The organism is Atopomonas sediminilitoris, assembly GCF_022601735.1.
GTDB lineage: Bacteria > Pseudomonadota > Gammaproteobacteria > Pseudomonadales > Pseudomonadaceae > Atopomonas > Atopomonas sediminilitoris.
Window position 1 is genome coordinate 440,356 of record NZ_JAKUMM010000001.1, and the last position, 17,673, is coordinate 458,028.

Annotated in this window: 15 protein-coding genes and 6 tRNA genes; 7 read left to right on the plus strand and 14 right to left on the minus strand. The window is 56.8% G+C overall.

Features of this window, described 5'->3' with window-relative positions; all coding sequences use genetic code 11:
- Positions 1–4: 4 nt before the first annotated feature.
- A complete protein-coding gene (locus tag MKI83_RS02105) occupies positions 5–1,549 on the minus strand; it encodes an alanine/glycine:cation symporter family protein (protein ID WP_241583053.1) in 1,545 nt (514 codons plus the stop codon).
- Between the two features lie 250 nt (positions 1,550–1,799).
- Here MKI83_RS02105 and MKI83_RS02110 point away from each other — a divergent pair, with 250 nt between their 5' ends.
- Complete coding sequence (locus MKI83_RS02110; protein ID WP_241583054.1) at positions 1,800–2,210, plus strand: PA2817 family protein; 411 nt, start codon at positions 1,800–1,802, stop codon at positions 2,208–2,210.
- A gap of 89 nt (positions 2,211–2,299) precedes the next feature.
- Here MKI83_RS02110 and MKI83_RS02115 read toward each other — a convergent pair.
- From MKI83_RS02115 to MKI83_RS02130, 4 genes are all read right to left on the minus strand, one after another.
- Positions 2,300–2,375 (minus strand) — tRNA-Gly (locus MKI83_RS02115).
- A gap of 2 nt (positions 2,376–2,377) precedes the next feature.
- A tRNA-Glu gene (locus MKI83_RS02120) sits at positions 2,378–2,453 on the minus strand.
- 65 nt (positions 2,454–2,518) lie between these two features.
- Positions 2,519–2,594, minus strand: a tRNA-Gly gene (locus MKI83_RS02125).
- A 2-nt stretch (positions 2,595–2,596) separates the two neighbouring features.
- Positions 2,597–2,672 (minus strand) — tRNA-Glu (locus MKI83_RS02130).
- Between the two features lie 204 nt (positions 2,673–2,876).
- Here MKI83_RS02130 and MKI83_RS02135 point away from each other — a divergent pair.
- Complete coding sequence (locus MKI83_RS02135) at positions 2,877–3,635, plus strand: hypothetical protein (protein WP_241583055.1); 759 nt, start codon at positions 2,877–2,879, stop codon at positions 3,633–3,635.
- Between the two features lie 129 nt (positions 3,636–3,764).
- On the plus strand, positions 3,765–4,424 hold the full coding sequence (locus MKI83_RS02140; RefSeq protein ID WP_241583056.1) for a glutathione S-transferase family protein: 660 nt from the start codon (positions 3,765–3,767) through the stop codon (positions 4,422–4,424).
- Between the two features lie 295 nt (positions 4,425–4,719).
- On the opposite strand, the gene MKI83_RS02145 is transcribed toward MKI83_RS02140, so the two are convergent.
- From MKI83_RS02145 to MKI83_RS02165, 5 genes are all read right to left on the minus strand, one after another.
- Positions 4,720–4,796: transfer RNA gene (locus MKI83_RS02145), tRNA-Asp, on the minus strand.
- 12 nt (positions 4,797–4,808) lie between these two features.
- A tRNA-Val gene (locus tag MKI83_RS02150) sits at positions 4,809–4,884 on the minus strand.
- Between the two features lie 143 nt (positions 4,885–5,027).
- Complete coding sequence (gene nfuA / locus MKI83_RS02155; RefSeq protein ID WP_241583058.1) at positions 5,028–5,609, minus strand: Fe-S biogenesis protein NfuA; 582 nt, start codon at positions 5,607–5,609, stop codon at positions 5,028–5,030.
- A 107-nt stretch (positions 5,610–5,716) separates the two neighbouring features.
- Entirely contained in the window at positions 5,717–6,673 is a 957-nt protein-coding gene (locus tag MKI83_RS02160; RefSeq protein WP_241583060.1) for a sensor domain-containing diguanylate cyclase, read from the minus strand.
- A gap of 2 nt (positions 6,674–6,675) precedes the next feature.
- Positions 6,676–7,698, minus strand: coding sequence for a response regulator (locus tag MKI83_RS02165; protein ID WP_370867325.1), 1,023 nt, complete (start codon positions 7,696–7,698; stop codon positions 6,676–6,678).
- Positions 7,699–7,900: 202 nt separating this feature from the next.
- On the opposite strand from MKI83_RS02165, the gene metH reads away from it, so the two are divergent.
- On the plus strand, positions 7,901–11,611 hold the full coding sequence (metH, locus tag MKI83_RS02170; protein ID WP_241583063.1) for a methionine synthase: 3,711 nt from the start codon (positions 7,901–7,903) through the stop codon (positions 11,609–11,611).
- Positions 11,612–11,661: 50 nt separating this feature from the next.
- Here metH and MKI83_RS02175 read toward each other — a convergent pair whose 3' ends face one another.
- The 3 genes from MKI83_RS02175 to MKI83_RS02185 all read right to left on the minus strand — a co-directional run bounded on the left by MKI83_RS02175 (position 11,662) and on the right by MKI83_RS02185 (position 13,412).
- Positions 11,662–11,946, minus strand: coding sequence for a DUF1883 domain-containing protein (locus MKI83_RS02175; RefSeq protein ID WP_241583064.1), 285 nt, complete (start codon positions 11,944–11,946; stop codon positions 11,662–11,664).
- Positions 11,947–12,082: 136 nt separating this feature from the next.
- Positions 12,083–13,093 (minus strand): zinc-binding alcohol dehydrogenase family protein, encoded by a 1,011-nt coding sequence (locus MKI83_RS02180; RefSeq protein WP_241583065.1) that lies wholly within the window; start codon positions 13,091–13,093, stop codon positions 12,083–12,085.
- Positions 13,094–13,214: 121 nt separating this feature from the next.
- Entirely contained in the window at positions 13,215–13,412 is a 198-nt protein-coding gene (locus MKI83_RS02185) for a hypothetical protein (protein ID WP_241583066.1), read from the minus strand.
- A gap of 9 nt (positions 13,413–13,421) precedes the next feature.
- On the opposite strand from MKI83_RS02185, the gene MKI83_RS02190 reads away from it, so the two are divergent.
- The 3 genes from MKI83_RS02190 (at position 13,422) to MKI83_RS02200 (ending at position 16,172) form a co-directional block, all read left to right on the plus strand.
- The gene (locus MKI83_RS02190) at positions 13,422–14,462 is read left to right on the plus strand and encodes an RNA methyltransferase (protein WP_241583067.1); all 1,041 of its coding nucleotides are present in this window, start codon (positions 13,422–13,424) and stop codon (positions 14,460–14,462) included.
- 105 nt (positions 14,463–14,567) lie between these two features.
- Positions 14,568–15,893 carry an MATE family efflux transporter gene (locus tag MKI83_RS02195; RefSeq protein ID WP_241583068.1) on the plus strand — a complete coding sequence of 442 codons (1,326 nt, stop codon included), beginning with the start codon at positions 14,568–14,570 and terminating at the stop codon, positions 15,891–15,893.
- Between the two features lie 69 nt (positions 15,894–15,962).
- Positions 15,963–16,172 carry a DUF2970 domain-containing protein gene (locus MKI83_RS02200; RefSeq protein ID WP_241583069.1) on the plus strand — a complete coding sequence of 70 codons (210 nt, stop codon included), beginning with the start codon at positions 15,963–15,965 and terminating at the stop codon, positions 16,170–16,172.
- Here the strand turns inward: MKI83_RS02200 and MKI83_RS02205 are convergent.
- A complete protein-coding gene (locus MKI83_RS02205) occupies positions 16,169–17,278 on the minus strand; it encodes an ABC transporter substrate-binding protein (RefSeq protein ID WP_241583070.1) in 1,110 nt (369 codons plus the stop codon). The genes MKI83_RS02200 and MKI83_RS02205 overlap by 4 nt on opposite strands.
- Positions 17,279–17,673 lie beyond the last annotated feature (395 nt).

Below are 17,673 nucleotides of genomic sequence, written 5' to 3' on the forward strand. Positions count from 1 at the left end.
TGTTTTAGTCGGCGCTTGGCAGCGCACCTTTCACATCATCAAGCTTGCTTTGCTCAGCTGCTTGGCGACGCTTCAAGCGCTTCACCCAGTAGTCAGCATTCTTGATGCCAAGCTTTTCCGGATTAAACACGTACTCACTGACACCGGCCTTCTGCTGGTCTTCGTAGTCCTTCAAGGACGCCATCGCAGGGCGAACCGCGAAGAAGATGATCAAAATACCAATGATGTTCAGCCAGGCCATCAGGCCAACACCTAAGTCACCTAAGCCCCACGCCAGATCAGCTGTCTTGACTGCGCCGTACAGGGTCGCCGCCATGATGCCAACTTTCAGCAAGAACATGGCACCGGGAATCTTAATGGTGCGACGGATGTACGCCACGTTAGTTTCGGCGATGTAGTAGTAAGCCAAAATCGTGGTGAACGAGAAGAAGAACAGCGCCACTGCGACAAACGGCTTACCGACGCCCGGCATCATGCTTTCGATCGCCGACTGGGTAAAGGCAGGGCTGTTAGCGGCCACATCGGCGGCCATGTTCTGTACCAAGAACACGCCTTCGCCGGCACCTTGCACGTTGTACATGCCGGTGATCAAAATCATAAAGGCAGTTGCCGAACACACGAACAAGGTATCGATGTAGATCGAGAATGCCTGCACCAAACCTTGCTGCGCAGGGTGTTCAACTTCAGCCGCCGCCGCCGCGTGCGGGCCAGTACCCTGACCGGCTTCGTTGGAGTAAACGCCACGCTTAACACCCCAACCGATAGCCGCACCCACACCAGCCATCGGTGAGAAAGCATCGCCAACAATCAACGCGATGATGCCCGGCACTTGTTCGATGTTCATCGCCACGATCACACTGGCCACAATGATGTAGCCCAGCGCCATAAACGGCACCACGATCTCAGCAAAACGCGAAATACGCTTCACACCACCAAAGATGATAAAGCCAAGGATCATCACCAACACGGTACCGGTCAGCAACTTGGCTGAGCTGATATCACCCATGCCGGTGCTGATCATAGTGCCGGCACCAAAGGCGGTTTCTACCGCATTACCGATACTGTTGGACTGCACACCCGGCAACAACAGGCCGCACGCAAGAATGGTGGCAATGGCGAAAATCCACGCATACCACTTCTGGCCCATGGCCTTTTCGATGTAGTAAGCCGGGCCGCCGCGATACTGGCCTTCGTCTTCTTCTTTGTAGATTTGCGCCAAGGTGGATTCGGCATAAGCAGTAGCGGCGCCCAAGAAGGCCACCATCCACATCCAGAACACCGCACCAGGGCCACCAAAACCGATAGCCGCAGCCACACCGGCAATGTTACCGGTACCCACACGACCCGACAGCGATACCGCCAAGGCCTGGAAAGACGAAATACCCTTTTCCGACTTTTTGCCGGAGAACAACAGACGGCACATTTCGCCAAAATGACGAACCTGCACGAAACGGGTAACGATGGAGTAGAACAGGCCTGCGCCCAGACACAGATAAATCAGTGCTGGACTCCAGACCAGGCCATTTAAGGTATTGACCAGGTCTTGCATGGATGGATCCCCTTGCTTGTGGTTTGCGCTTCGCTTTTGGCAAGCACGCATTGTTGGACTTATGGGAGCACGGGATGGTAGCCGCAAAGGCTTGGTGGAAATTACCAAATGCCGACAAGGTTTTACTGAATTGAAGCACTCGATGCTGCTCTCACAGGGATATTCACTACGGCACACGTGATAATCGACAAAGTTTGGGGCTTAAGCGCGCACCTTTTATACTGCTCGCTCATTCAGTGAGATATTGGTTATGACGCTCGACGCCCACCTCAGCTACCACCTCGACCTTTTAAAGCAGCTACACACGCTGCTCAACGCCCTCACCGACATCGACCATTGGTCCCAAGATGCCCATCAAGAACTGCTTGATGAGCTGCAACAACTGATCACCGAAATGAGCCAAGGCGAGAATAACGACTGGTTTATCGGCCAAGATTTACTCTGCAAAGTATTCAGCCGCTACGCGCAGGTGGCACATTTAATCCCCCGCGACTTGCTGTGGTTTTTCGGTGGTGATTGCTTGCACTTCATGCCCGACGAAGAAATCGAGGCCTTTCAAATGCTGGAAGATCAGCGCCATGCCGCCGAACAAGCCGGCGAGGTGTTTGACTGGGCTAAAGCACGCCAACTGCAAAGCCTGCCCAACGGCTCGACGCACTAAGCCAACGCATGGCGCAGCTCAACGCTGCGCCAGCATAAAATCGCAGCCATAAAAAAACGCCACCCCGAAGGATGGCGTTTTTTCGTATTTGGAGCGGGAAACGAGACTCGAACTCGCGACCCCGACCTTGGCAAGGTCGTGCTCTACCAACTGAGCTATTCCCGCAATGGCGTCCCCTAGGGGACTCGAACCCCTGTTACCGCCGTGAAAGGGCGGTGTCCTAGGCCACTAGACGAAGGGGACGCAAACTGGACAAACCAGCAGACGCCACTAGGACAATTCAGATTTTCAAAAAATCTGAGAAAATTTGGAGCGGGAAACGAGACTCGAACTCGCGACCCCGACCTTGGCAAGGTCGTGCTCTACCAACTGAGCTATTCCCGCAATGGCGTCCCCTAGGGGACTCGAACCCCTGTTACCGCCGTGAAAGGGCGGTGTCCTAGGCCACTAGACGAAGGGGACGTGGCCCTGGATCTTCCCAGGCTTCCGTTCATACTGAGCAACGGAAGTGGCGCGCATTCTATGGAGCGCCTCCCATAGCGTCAAGCCCTATTTCGGGAAATTTTTAGAAATCAACGTGTTGCCGTCATTTCCTCAACTCGCTGGGCCTCCAGCCGACAAAGCACTACACTCCTTGAAAGACGTTGCCTTAGCTGGAGCCTGTCAGTGTCCCCATTGATCATTGTGCTACTTATTACTGCCGCCGTTGTGGTGCTCGCCGTTATTGCCTTCATCAATCACTCGATGGAGCAGGCGCGCTTGCAGCGCATGCGCTTAAAGGCCGAGTGCACTGACCGCATTCGTCGCTTGATGGAGCTCTCCGAGCTTTTTCCCGGCCAATTTATGACACCCGAGCTCAAGGCCATGCTCATTCGCCTTGAGCTGCACTTTGCGCAAAAACTTAACGAAGTCGATAAAGGCTCGCAAAACAGTCGCATTGCCGAGCTGAGCAAAATTCTCGAAAAACCCAACGAGATTGCGGTCAATAACGCCAAAGTTCGCATCGACACGGAAGCCAAAGCCAAAAAAGTCAAACAACTACTCGAAGTGCTCATGCACCAGATTCAACGCGCCACACAAGAAGGCCTCGTCGCGCAAAAAGAAGCCAAACACTGGGCCAAAGAAATCCGCAACATGCTGGTTAAGCTGCACATCCAGCTATTCTCCACCCAAGGTGAAGTGTGCTTACAAAAAGAACAGCCCCGCCAAGCCCGCTTAGCGTTTGAGCGCGGAGTGACTTTTTTAAAGAAACAACCCGACATTGACCAACACCAGCCCGCCTTGGCCGAGTTCGAGGCACGCCTCGCCAAAGCCAATGCCATGGTCATGGATCAAGACAAGGTCAGCGCTGAAGAAAACAGCGCGCTCGGCGAGGCCGTAGAAGACCTTGAGCAAGAGCAAGAGTGGAAGAAGAAAACCTTCTAACCCAGCGTTCGGTAAGCACTCACTCGCAGCACGCCTTTCCCACAAAGGCCTCACCTTTGCCGCTTATGCCCTCAATAGCGCCGACGCGCCATGTTATAACCGGCTTTTAACCCTAACGCCGGAGCTGCAATGAGCCTTACCCTGTTTGGCGCACCCCTGTCGCCGTTCGTTCGTAAAGCACGCCTATACCTTGGCCAGCGCAACATGGACTACCAACTGGAAATGGTCATGCCCTTCGGCCAGCCTGCTTGGTATTACGACATCAGCCCGCTCGGACGCATCCCTGCACTAAAAGACGGCGATCTCGACCTAGCCGACTCCAGCGTCATTTGCCAATACCTTGAAGAGCACTACCCTGGCGCCGAGCTGTATGGCAGCACCGCCGCAGAGCGTGCGCGCGTGCGCTGGCTGGAGAAATACGCAAACTACGAGCTTGCCCCGCTGACCACATTTGTCATCTTCCGCAACCGCATACTCAAGCCCATGAGCGGCGGCACGCCCGATGAAGCCGCCATCAGCGCGACGCTGATCGAGAAGCTGCCCAAGCACTTTGATTATCTAGAACGCACCCTCGGCGACACCCTGTTTTTTCTTGGTGACAAATTGAGCGTGGCAGACTTCGCTTTTTTCAGTCAGATCATCAACATGGAACACGGCAAAGAAGCACTGGACGCACAGCGCTGGCCGAAGTTGCACGCGCTGGTTGAGCGCATCAAGGCCCTGCCCTTCGTGCAAGGCATTCTCGCTGGCGAGGTAAAAATCTTAGCTAAGCTGCGCGGCGAGGCATAAGCGCATTCGCCAAAAACACAAAAGCCGCGATCATGTCGCGGCTTTTTAACGCTTTACTTCTCAGGCTTTAACCTTGGTACCTTACATCTCAGTGGCGTCTTCTACGCCTTCTGAATCGTCCCAATCGTCGGCATGGCCTTCGAGTAATTCTTCTAGATAATCGTCCATCTCTTTGTTTCCTAAACGTCTTCTCTTATGTGCGAATACAGAGTAACCCTAGTTCAGTGACAAAAGCATGACAAGTATCAACGCCAATAAAAAAGCCCTGAGCGATTAAGCTCAGGGCTTTTATGCGTGGCGCAGCGGACGGGACTCGAACCCGCGACCCCCGGCGTGACAGGCCGGTATTCTAACCGACTGAACTACCGCTGCGCATTTCTCGATTGGTGGGTGGTGACGGGATCGAACCGCCGACCCGCTGCTTGTAAGGCAGCTGCTCTCCCAGCTGAGCTAACCACCCCCGCGTCTCGAGAGCGCGCAATTTACGCATGCTGCGCACGCAAGTCAATCATTTGTTTGAGTTTTTTTAACTTATGCCGAAACTCCCGCTGACAGCAAAACGCCCCACGAATGGGGCGTTAGCAGCACTAGCAAGCTCTAAACTCAGTAGTAGGCGTTCTCTTTATTGGTGTGGTCAGTCACGTCACGCACACCTTTTAGCTCGGGAATACGTTCCATCAGCGTTTTCTCAACGCCATCTTTGAGGGTGACGTCCACCATGCCACAGCCTTGGCAACCGCCGCCAAACTGCAAAATCGCCACGCCGTCATCGATATCGACCAAGCTCACTTGCCCACCGTGGCTAGCCAAGCCGGGGTTCACTTCAGTCTGCAGGTAATAGTTGATGCGTTCGGTAATGGGGCTTTCTTCATTCACCTGCGGCACTTTGGCGTTAGGCGCCTTAATGGTCAGCTGGCCGCCCATGCGATCGGTGGCGTAGTCGACCACAGCGTCATCTAGGAAGGGTTCACTGACTGCATCGATCCACGCGGTGAAGTCTTTCAGCGCCAGCGCTGTGTCTTCTGCTTTCTGCTCGGCAGGCTTGCAATAAGCGATGCAAGTTTCAGCATATTGCGTACCAGGCTGGGTGATAAACACACGAATCCCAATACCTTCAACATTCTGCTTACTGAGCAAGTCAGCCAAGTAGGCTTGGGCCGCTTCAGTGATGGTGATATTGCTCATGGCAACTCCTTACGATGCTATAGGTGCAGTGTAAGGGATCACACCTGGATACAAAAGCCTTACCAATTTAGTAGGTCTTTATTATCACCCTATAAAAACCAGTGGCTCTACTTGGGCAACAGACTGCTTTGGTTACGCCCGCCATGCTTAGACTGATAAAGCATCTTGTCGGCCTGCTCCAGCCAAGCACTGGGCGAAGGCACCTCTGGAGTCAACTCCGCCACACCCAAGCTGACAGTGAAGCGAATCTCACGCCCTTCATGCACCACCAACAGCTGCTCGATGCGCTGCCGAATGCGCTCGGCCAACACCATGCCCCCCTCACCCGGCGTGTCTGGCATCAGGCAAACAAACTCTTCACCACCGTAACGCCCGGCGATATCGGTATTGCGCACCAAGCTGCGCAAGGTATCTGCCACTTGGCGAATCACCTCATCGCCTGCGGGATGGCCATAGGTGTCGTTAACTTTTTTAAAGTGGTCGATATCAAAAATCAGCAAGCTCAAAGGCTGCTGATAGCGCATAAAGCGCTGGTACTCGGTGTTTAAGCACTCTTCCCAATAACCACGATTGAAGAGCTGGGTGAGCCTATCGGTGCGCGATAAGCGCTCTAGCTTGAGGTTGGCCTCTTGCAACTGCTGCTTGTTGACCGCCACGTCGGTCACGTCATAGATGACCAAGCCCACATGATCGACCACACCGGTGGTGGACTTCAGCGGTAGCATGGTGACGTTTTGAAACATGTGATCCGCCATGCCAGTGATGGGCTGATAACTCTTAAAGCGCAGTAAATAGGGGCGCTGCTCCCAAATACTGAAGGCCGGCGTGCCTAACAAGGCCACGTTCTCCACTTTGCGCCGCAACCATGCCTCATCCACTTCAGAGAACAGTTCAAAAATGGTTTTGCCTTGCACCTCATCCGGTGCAAGGCCGGAGTGGTTTTCCATAAAACCGTTCCACACATCCACTTGATACGACCGATCAAGCACCATCACACCCACATCAACGCTGTGGATGATCTCCAGTAACCAGTGAAACGACTTCAACTCATCGGTGACTGTCATGCTCAATCCATCAAGTGGGTGATTTTGTCGGTCAGGCGCTTCACCGAATCTTCGGTGAACAGCAACAGCAGATCGAAGTGAACGCGCATCCCCTCCAAGCCATAACTAATCTCAACGCCCAAGGTTTTCTTCCAGCGCTGTTTATTCACGTGCATCAAATCGCTGATCGCACAATGTTGCCCGAGCATCTGCGGATGACCTTGCGAAAAGCGTACATCCAGCTGCTTGGCGATACCGGACAAACACGCACCGATCAAAATACTGCCCAAATCCATCAGCAGCTCTTGTTCTTGCAGCTCGCTATTGAGCTTTTCGATGCCGAGCAAACCGGCAATGTCGTTGATTTCAGAGTCATGAAAAATCAACAGCGCCTCGCCAGCGATACCGTCGCCAATATAGCCTTGGCATACCGCGCTTAAGCGCTGCCCTTGATCGACATCAGCCAGCGCCATAGACAGCTCGCCGACCTCAAAGATATTCACATTGGGGATAGGCAGCTGCACAAACACGCCCAACGCCTTGGCCAGCAGCGCCGCTGCTTGGCCCATGGCCACGTTATTGATCTCGCGAAAGGCATCACGAAAGCCCACTTTAAAGTCTGGGCGTTCGATCTCCGGCACCGGGGGCGCTTGCTCCGAAGCCTGAGGCGGCACACTGGCCAGCAATCCCAAGTCTTCTAGCGTGGCTCGAACAAGCTCCGGTGAGGCTGGCTTTTGCAAAAAGGCCAAAGCGCCCAGCTCCTTGACCCGGCGCACGGCTTCTTCTTGCACATCGCCTGAGACCACAATCACCTTGGCGCTGATCGCTTGCGCTTTGAGCATCTGCAGCACCTGATAGCCATCCATTTCCGGCATAGTCAGGTCAAGCAACACCACCTGCCCCAAGCCATCCATGATGGCTTTTAACCCTTCACGACCATTGGCCGCCTGCGTAATCGACACCGGCCACTCCGGCGGCAGCGCGCGGATCAGTTGCTTACGAGCCATGCCCGAATCATCACAGACCACTAACGGAATGGCGCTCACGCGGTTATCTCACTTAATGCAGGGTTTATAGGGTATCGGCCAGCAATGGCAAAAGTTCACCACAACGCAACCACTTGGTCTTTTATTAATAAAAGGCACTAATCATGCCCCTGTAAAGGCATAAAGCAGGGCTTTTGCGTGCCAGAAGGCGCGTTTTTGCTATCATCGCGCACCTTTAAGTAGTTGCTGTCTAGGATTTGTCATGACTGATCGTGCTGCCCGCCAACAGGCCCTCACCCATGCTTTACAACAACGCATCCTGATTTTGGATGGCGGCATGGGCACCATGATCCAAAGTTACAAGCTGGAAGAAGAAGACTACCGCGGCGAACGTTTTGCCGATTGGCCGCAAGACGTTAAGGGCAATAACGACCTACTGATCCTCTCGCGCCCGGATGTGATCGGCGCGATTGAAAAGGCCTACCTAGACGCCGGCGCGGACATCCTTGAAACCAACACCTTCAACGCCACCCAAGTGTCGCAAGCCGACTACGGCATGGAGTCCTTGGTTTACGAGCTGAACTACGAAGGCGCACGCTTGGCGCGTCAGGTGGCCGATGCCAAAACTTTAGAAACCCCAGACCGCCCACGCTTTGTTGCCGGTGTGCTTGGCCCGACCAGCCGCACCTGCTCGATCAGCCCTGACGTTAACAACCCGGGCTACCGCAATGTCAGCTTCGATGAGCTGGTAGAAAACTACGTTGAAGCCACCCGCGCCTTGATTGAAGGCGGCTCGGACCTGATCCTGATCGAAACCATCTTCGACACCTTAAACGCCAAAGCCGCCATCTTTGCCGTGCAAGAGGTGTTTGAGCAGATGGGCATTGAGCTGCCGATCATGATCTCCGGCACCATCACTGACGCCTCTGGCCGCACCCTGTCGGGACAAACCACCGAGGCATTCTGGAACTCGATCCGCCACGCCAAACCGATCTCCGTCGGTCTCAACTGCGCCCTCGGCGCTAAAGACTTGCGCCCGTATCTGGAAGAGCTGTCCAACAAGGCCGAAACGCACGTCTCCGCGCACCCCAACGCCGGCCTGCCCAATGCCTTTGGCGAATACGATGAAACGCCGGCAGAAATGGCCGCTGTGGTGGAAGAGTTCGCCGCCGCAGGCTTCTTAAACATCATCGGCGGCTGTTGTGGCACCACGCCTGGGCACATTCAAGCGATTGCCGAGGCGGTGAGTAAGTACCCACCCCGCGTGATCCCAGAAATCCCGCGCGCCTGCCGCCTCTCAGGGCTTGAGCCGTTCACCATCGACCGCAGCTCACTGTTTGTGAACGTCGGCGAGCGCACCAACATCACCGGTAGCGCCAAGTTCGCGCGCCTGATTCGCGAAGACAACTACACCGAGGCCCTTGAGGTCGCCCTGCAGCAGGTTGAGGCCGGCGCGCAGGTGATCGACATCAACATGGACGAGGGCATGTTGGACTCGAAGAAGGCCATGGTGACCTTCCTCAATCTGATTGCAGGCGAGCCGGATATCTCGCGCGTACCGATCATGATCGACTCGTCCAAGTGGGAGGTCATCGAAGCCGGTCTGAAGTGCATTCAGGGCAAGGGCATCGTCAACTCGATCTCGATGAAAGAAGGCGTCGAGCAGTTCAAACACCATGCACACCTGTGCAAACGCTATGGCGCCGCCGTGGTGGTGATGGCCTTTGACGAACAAGGCCAAGCCGACACCCAAGCGCGCAAAGAAGAAATTTGTCAGCGCAGCTACAACATTCTGGTCAACGAAGTGGGCTTCCCGCCGGAAGACATCATCTTCGACCCCAACATCTTTGCCGTGGCCACCGGCATCGAAGAACACAACAACTACGCCGTCGATTTCATCAACGCGTGTGCTTACATCCGCGACAACCTGCCCTATGCCCTGACGTCGGGCGGGGTCTCCAACGTGTCGTTCTCGTTCCGCGGCAACAACCCCGTGCGCGAGGCGATTCACTCGGTATTCCTCTACTACGCCATTCAAAACGGCCTCAGCATGGGTATCGTCAACGCCGGCCAGTTGGAGATTTACGACCAAATCCCCAAGGCGCTGCGCGACAAGGTTGAAGACGTTGTCTTGAACAAGAACGCCGGCGGCACCGAAGCGCTGCTGGCGATTGCCGACAACTACCGTGGCGACGGCACGGTAAAAGAAGCCGAAAGCGAAGAGTGGCGCAGTTATCCCGTGGATAAGCGCTTGGAGCATGCGCTGGTCAAAGGCATCACCGCCTTTATCGTGGAGGACACCGAAGAGTGCCGCCAGCAATGCGCACGCCCGATTGAGGTGATCGAAGGCCCCTTGATGAGCGGCATGAACATCGTCGGCGACTTGTTCGGCGCCGGCAAAATGTTCCTCCCGCAGGTGGTCAAATCCGCCCGTGTGATGAAGCAAGCCGTGGCGCACCTGATCCCCTTTATTGAGGCGGAAAAAGGCGACAAGCCCGAGGCCAAGGGCAAAATCCTTATGGCCACGGTCAAAGGCGACGTGCACGACATCGGTAAAAACATCGTCGGCGTGGTGCTCGGCTGTAACGGCTACGACATCGTCGACATGGGCGTGATGGTGCCGGCAGAGAAAATCCTGCAAACCGCCAAAGATGAAAAATGCGACATCATCGGCTTGTCCGGCCTGATCACCCCGTCGCTGGATGAAATGGTCCACGTGGCCAAAGAGATGCAGCGCCAAGGCTTTAACCTGCCCCTGATGATTGGCGGCGCCACCACCTCTAAGGCGCATACGGCGGTCAAAATTGACCCGCAGTACAGCAACGATGCCGTGGTCTACGTCACCGACGCCTCACGCGCGGTCGGCGTGGCCACCAGCTTGCTGTCGAAAGAATTAAAGCCTGCGTTTGTCGACAAAACCCGCGACGAATACGCCATCGTGCGCGAGCGCACGGCCAACCGCAGCGCACGCACCGAACGCTTGCCCTACAGCGACGCCATCGCCAATAAGTTGGATTTTGACTGGCAAGGCTACCAGCCCCCCAAGCCCAGTTTCACTGGCGTCAAAGTGCTCGAAGACATCGACCTCAACGAGTTGGTGCCCTACATCGACTGGACACCGTTCTTCATCAGCTGGGACTTAGCCGGCAAATACCCGCGCATTCTCAGCGATGAGGTCGTCGGCGAAGCAGCAACCAGCCTGTTCAACGATGCGCAAGCGCTGCTCACGCAGATGATTGCGCAGCGGCAAATCCAAGCCCGCGCGGTGTTTGGCTTCTGGCCGGCCAACCAAGTCAAATTTGATGACATTGAAGTGTACGGCGACAACGGCAAGCCCCTCGCCACCCTGCACCACCTGCGCCAGCAAACCATCAAACCGGACAGCAAGCCGAACCTGTGCTTGGCCGACTTTGTCGCACCCAAAGAAACCGGCATCACCGACTACGTCGGCGGCTTTATCACCACCGCCGGCATCGGCGCTGAAGAGCTGGCCAAGCAGTACGAAGCCAAAGGCGACGACTACAACGCCATCATGGTCAAGGCCCTTGCTGATCGCTTGGCCGAAGCGTGCGCCGAATGGCTGCACGAGCGTGTGCGTAAAGAGTACTGGGGTTACGACAAAGACGAAGCACTGGATAACGACGCCCTGATCAAAGAGCAATACCAAGGGATTCGCCCAGCGCCTGGCTACCCCGCCTGCCCCGACCACACCGAGAAAGCCACCCTGTTTGACTTGCTCGACCCCGCAGCTGACATCGGCAAGGCCGGCAACAGCGGCGTGTTCCTCACCGAGCACTTCGCCATGTTCCCCGCCGCGGCGGTCTCTGGCTGGTACTTCGCGCATCCTGAAGCGCAATACTTTGCCGTTGGCAAAGTCGACCGCGACCAGATCGAGGTGTACAGCAAGCGTAAGGGCCAAGAAGTCAGCATCAGCGAGCGCTGGCTGTCACCCAACTTGGGCTATGACAACTAAAGCCTAAGCACGCTATACACCGAGGCCCGCGATGACGGGCCTCGGTGTTGTTAACCGCGCTTAAAGCGAATCGAATACTGCATGCTTGGCTTACGCGTCACGCTGATGGCGCGGCGGGTTACCGTATCGAGGGTGATATTCCAATAGCCGGTACTGGGCACTTGGATTTTGGCGGGAAAGCGATCAAACGCGCCGCCGTGGTAGGTATGCCGGCCGCCGTTTTTAAAGCTGCGGAAGTTGCCATCGGTCATCAGGCGGATGTTGCACGCCTGCGAGCTTTCGATGATGACCCAGTCACCCTGACTGAGATGCTCGCGCTGGTGAATAAACTTCATACACAACTCTTTGGCTACATGCGGCTGCAAAACGCGCACAGGGTAGCAAGTTAGCCGGCAACACGCGAAAGCCACGCGCTGCCTATTCCCCTGCCCCCGCAAACGCGCCTGCACTCAGGGCAAAGCGCCGCCTGAGTTAAAAGCCTTCTAAGACAATCTTGCCGCGCGACTTGCCACTTTCCAGCAGCGCATGGGCCTTGCGCAGATTGGCCGCATTGATCTGGCCGAAGTGCTCGCCAAGGGTGGTGCGCAAGGTGCCGGCGTCGATCAGCTCCGCGACGCGATTGAGCAAGTGGTGCTGCTCGATCATATCGGCGGTGCCAAACAACGAGCGGGTATACATAAACTCCCAGTGCAGCGACAGGCTCTTTTGCTTGAGCGCGCGGATATCCAGCTGCACCGGGTCATCAATCAGCGCCAGCTGCCCTTGCGGGGCGAGCACCTCGACCAACTGCGGCACATGCTGATCGGTGTGCGTCAGACTGGCGACACGTTGCACCGCCTCGATACCCTGCGCCTTGAGTTGCGCCAACAGCGGTTGGCTGTGGTCAATCACCGCATGCGCCCCCAGCGCGCTCACCCAGTCACGGGTTTCCGCGCGCGACGCGGTGCCAATCACCTGCACGCCACTGAGCTGACGCGCCAACTGGGTGAGGATCGAACCCACGCCACCGCCCGCCCCGACAATTAACAGATGGCCGTCAGCGGCCTGCCCTTGCGCCACTTTTAGCCGATCGAACAGTAGCTCCCACGCGGTGATCGCGGTCAGCGGCAGCGCCGCCGCTTCGGCAAAGCTCAAGCTCGCCGGTTTACGCCCAACAATGCGCTCATCCACCACGTGCAGCTCGCTGTTGGCACCAGCACGGTTGATGGCGCCGGCGTAAAACACTTCATCACCGGGCTTAAACAAGCTGACCGCACTGCCAACCTGTTGCACCACACCGGCCACATCCCAGCCCAGCACCTTGGCTTGACCCGACTCAGGGGCCACGTTGGCGCGTATTTTGGTATCGACTGGGTTGACCGAAATCGCCCGCACGGCCACTAACAGGTCATGCGCGCCCACCTCAGGCACGGGCAGGGTGATGTCCTGCAAGGCATCGGCATGATCAATTGGCAGGGACTGGTAATAAGCAACGGCTTTCATCACATCTCCTAGCGCACGCTGTTATCAGAGCAAACGCGGGCGGGGCAAAGTAGGGTGGCACACATCAGCCTAGGTAAGGCCAGCACTGGCTTAGCGAGGTGCGGGTTACATCCGCGCCGTCTCAATGCTGTGGCCGCATTATTACTGTGCGCCAATGATTGAAAAACCCGCCAGCAGAAGATGGTCTTTCAAAAATATTTTGATAATGCGCCGCCTTGATGATCAGACGGGCTTTATCCACAGCATCGCGGCGACCGACAGCAGGCGCGACACAGGTCATCTGCTGGGCGTAGCTTGCACCGAAGGGCAGTGGTAGCATCCGCGCCCCATGCGTATCTCCGACCTGCACACTCGCCTTGCCGAATTCGGCGCCAAGCCTGTCCATAGCGGCCGGGTCGTGCGTGCGTGGCTTAACGGCAAGCCATTGGATACCGGCACGCGGCATCAAAAGACTGAAGACTTTTTACCGCTGAGCGTGCGTCACGCCTTGCCGCAGCTGAGCGATGAGCTAGAACAACTCGCCGTGGTGACCGAGCGCCACCCCGCCGCCGACGGCTCGGCCCGACTGCTGGTCAAGCTGCACGACGGCCAACTGGTAGAGAGCGTGCTGCTGCCGCGCGATGGGTTATGCGTTTCCACCCAAGTCGGCTGCGCGGTCGGCTGTGTGTTCTGCATGACCGGTAAAAGCGGGCTGATTCGCCAAGTCGGCAGCGCCGAGATCGTCGCCCAAGTGGCCCTCGCCCGCCGCGAGCGCGCGGTCAAGAAAGTCGTGTTTATGGGCATGGGCGAACCGGCGCACAACCTCGACAACGTACTCGATGCCATCGACCTACTGGGCACCGAGGGCGGCATTGGCCACAAGAACTTGGTGTTCTCCACGGTGGGCGACCCACGGGTGTTCGAGCGCTTACCGCAATCACGGGTGAAACCGGCACTGGCCTTATCCCTGCACACCACCGACGCCGCCTTGCGCGCGCAACTGCTGCCGCGTGCGCCGCACTATGACCCGGCCGAGTTAATGGCCCTGGGTGAAGTGTATGCCCGTGCCACCGGCTATCCGATTCAATACCAGTACACCTTGCTGGCTGGAATCAACGATGGCCAGCACGAGATCGACCGCCTGTTAGCGCTGTTTAAGGGCAAGTACGCCGTGCTGAACCTGATCCCCTACAACAGCTTGCCCAACGACGAATATCAGCGCCCTAGCGGTGAACGGATCGTGCAGATCGTGCGCTACCTGCACAGCCGCGGCGTACTCACCAAAGTACGTAACAGCGCCGGGCAAGACATCGACGGCGGCTGCGGTCAACTGCGCGCCCGCGCCGACAAGCCCGAGCGCATCAAGCCGCTGCGCCGCGAGCTGATCTAAAGCAAACCATCGGCTGATCGCGCGCAAATAATAAACGCACCGGTTTACCTAACGGTATGCCGACGCTTACCCTAGCCGCTCACTGTTATCCGAACGCGAGTGAGCATGGTCGAGCGTCAGCGTCTCCAACAAATCCTTCTGCTGGGCCTGCCGATTATTGGCGGCATGCTCAGTCAAAGCCTGCTCAATCTGGTGGATGCCGCGATGGTCGGCGAGCTAGGCGCCACGGCGCTGGCTGGCGTGGGCGTAGGCAGTTACGCCAACTTTGTCGCGGTGTCGCTGGTGATGGGCTTGGGCGCTGGCGTGCAGGCGTTGGTGGCGCGTCGGCGTGGCGAAGGCCGTAGTGATCAACTTGCCGCCCCGCTGAACGCTGGTTTGCTGTTGTCATTGGCGCTGGGGCTGCCAATCACCCTGCTGTGTTGGGCGTTAGCCGAGCCGATTATCGCCTTCTTAAGTGACGACCCTGCCGTACAAAGCACGGGGGTGGATTATTTCTTCTGGCGCTGCCTAGCGGTGGTCGCCGTGGGAGCCAACTTCTCATTTCGCGGTTACTGGAATGGCACCCATCGCTCGGGCGTCTACATGCGCACCTTAGTTGTGATGCATGTGCTCAACGTGCCGCTGAGTTACTGCTTGATTCACGGCCTGTTCGGCTTGCCCGCCATGGGCGCGGCGGGCACCGGTTTAGGCACCTCTTTAGCGTTGTGGTTCGGCACGCTGATGTATGGCGTGCAGACATGGCGGGTGGCGCGGCCACAAGGCTTCCTGCACAAGCTGAATATCGTCGACGGTTTGCAACCGCTGATGCGTTTGTCGATGGCCAACTCGTTGCAGCAATTTTTCTTTGCCTTGGGCATCACCACGCTGTTCTGGATCATCGGCCAAGTCGGCACCGCTGAACTGGCGGTAGCCCACGTACTGATCAACCTTGCGCTGTTTTTGATTTTGCCCGGCATTGGCATGGGCATGGCCGCCACCACCTTGGTCAGCCAAAGTCTGGGCGCACAAAACCCGGTAGAAGCTCATCGCTGGGGCTGGGAGGTGGTTCGTGTCGCCGCACTCGGCTTGTTCGTGCTGGGCATGCCGTTCTGGCTTGTCCCGCATTGGGTGTTGGGCTTATTTATTCACGACGCCACGCTATTGGCGCTTGGCGAATTACCACTGCGCTTAACCGGCCTTGGCATGGCGCTGGATGCCACCGCCATTGTGCTGACCCAAGCCTTGCTTGGCGCCGGCGCCAGCCGCACGGTAATGCTGGTGACGCTGAGCAACCAATGGCTGTTCTTCTTGCCCAGCGCCTATTTGGTAGGGCCGCTGTTAGGCGGCGGCTTATTAGCCATCTGGTGCATGCAGATTGTGCAGCGCGTGGTGGCCTCGCTGGCGTTTAGCATCTTGTGGCAGCGCCGGCAGTGGGTGCATATCCGACTATAGTGATGCTCAAGCGAGTGCTTACCCGTGCCCGCTGAGCACGGCCCAACGGCCCAACCGCAAGGAGGCAGCATGAGCGATAACAAACTCAGCCTATGGCAAGTGATCTTGAGCGTACTGGCGGCAGCCTTTGGCGTGCAAAGCGATAAAACACGGCAACGCGACTTTCGCCAAGGCAGTCCCAAGCAATTCATCATCGTCGGCTTGCTTGCCACCGTACTGTTCGTCTTATTACTGATCGCCGTGGTCAAAGGCGTGCTCGCCTTAGCGGGTGTGAGCTAAGGCAATAGGTGCTTTAAGCTGAAGTCATACGCCTTAAGTGCAGGATTTTGCGTCGCTGTCAGCACCTTAAAATCAACCGCGGCAAAGCCTTGCGGCTTCAGCTGCCCTTTTAACTGGCGCGCCATGTCGGGGCTGATCTCACTGAATAAGGCATGCCGTTGCTCGACACCGCCGCGCTCAGCAAAGTCATGGCCATGGGCGTAGTCATACAGCATCACCATGGCCCAGCCGCCGGCGGTGAAATGCCCGCCCAGCAGCACGGCAAAGTCATCGTCAATGCGCGCGGTAAACGCCTCGTCGGAGTTATTCAACGCCGACACCAAAAACTGCCCACGCTCGGTGCTCGGCCATTGATCAATGGCATCCAACGCACCGAAAGCCATCTGATCGTTCGCCGCCCAGATGAGCCGCGCATCTGGGTGTCGCTTGAGCAATAACAGGGTTTTACGCTTGGCCATGCCGCGATCCCAGCGGGCGTAGACCAATTGCTTCAAGCGAACATCCGCCGCCTGCGCCAACGCCTCATGCAAGCCTTGCTCACGCTCCAGCGCCGCCGGGGTGCGGTTATCACCGCCTAGCGCCAATAACTCAATCGGCGCAGGCCAACCCCTGGCGCGTGCTTGTTCGATTAAGCGCGTGGCCATTAAGCGCCCAGCCACGACGTTGTCCGGCACTAAGGCACCAATCCAGTTAGGAAAACGCTCACGGGCAGTGCCCAATTGCTGGCGTTGCGTGTCGGTCAGGCTGTTGAGCAACATGAACACCTTAACCCCACGCTCCTGACTCAAACGCAGCAACTCTGGGCCGGCAAACGCCTCATTGACGATCACCAGATAATCCGGCGGATCCGCTTGCGCGAGCACCTCACGCGCCTGAGCAATCATGCGCGCATGGTCACGCTCGGCGTAATGCACCGTCAAGCTCAGGTCTAAATCATCGGCCGCTGCCTGCATAAACTGACTAACACTGAGCCAAAACAGCTCATGGCTAGCCCCCGGATTAAGAAAGCTGACCTTGATCGGCGCAGCCGCCGCCGGCAGCGCAACGGCGCATAAAAAACACAGGCCGCAAAGCAATCCTTGCAGCCTGTTGAATACACTCAGCACGACAACCTCCAAACGAGCACGCTGATGGGCTGTGTAGCGCTATTGGCCACTGACCCAAAAAATGGCTGTCGCTACAACCAACAAAATCAGGCCTACCGCAGCCAAAGCATCTATTTTCGAATCACCCGTGGTCACTTCTGACATATCGCCCCCACTCATCTTATATCGATTGAATGGCTCACCTGATCAGGCAAGCTTGCCCTATGAGTTAAGTCGAGACCGGCAAAGCTTGCCAGAATGGGTTATGGAAAACGTATTTTTTAGATCAAATACTTATCAATATATGATCAAACATTACTTTTGCGCATAACTGCGAGCTGCTATCTTCCCCACCCACTCTAAAAGGGAGTGCGCCGCCGTGGGCGCAGTCTTTGATTAGCCCGAGACAGGACCCT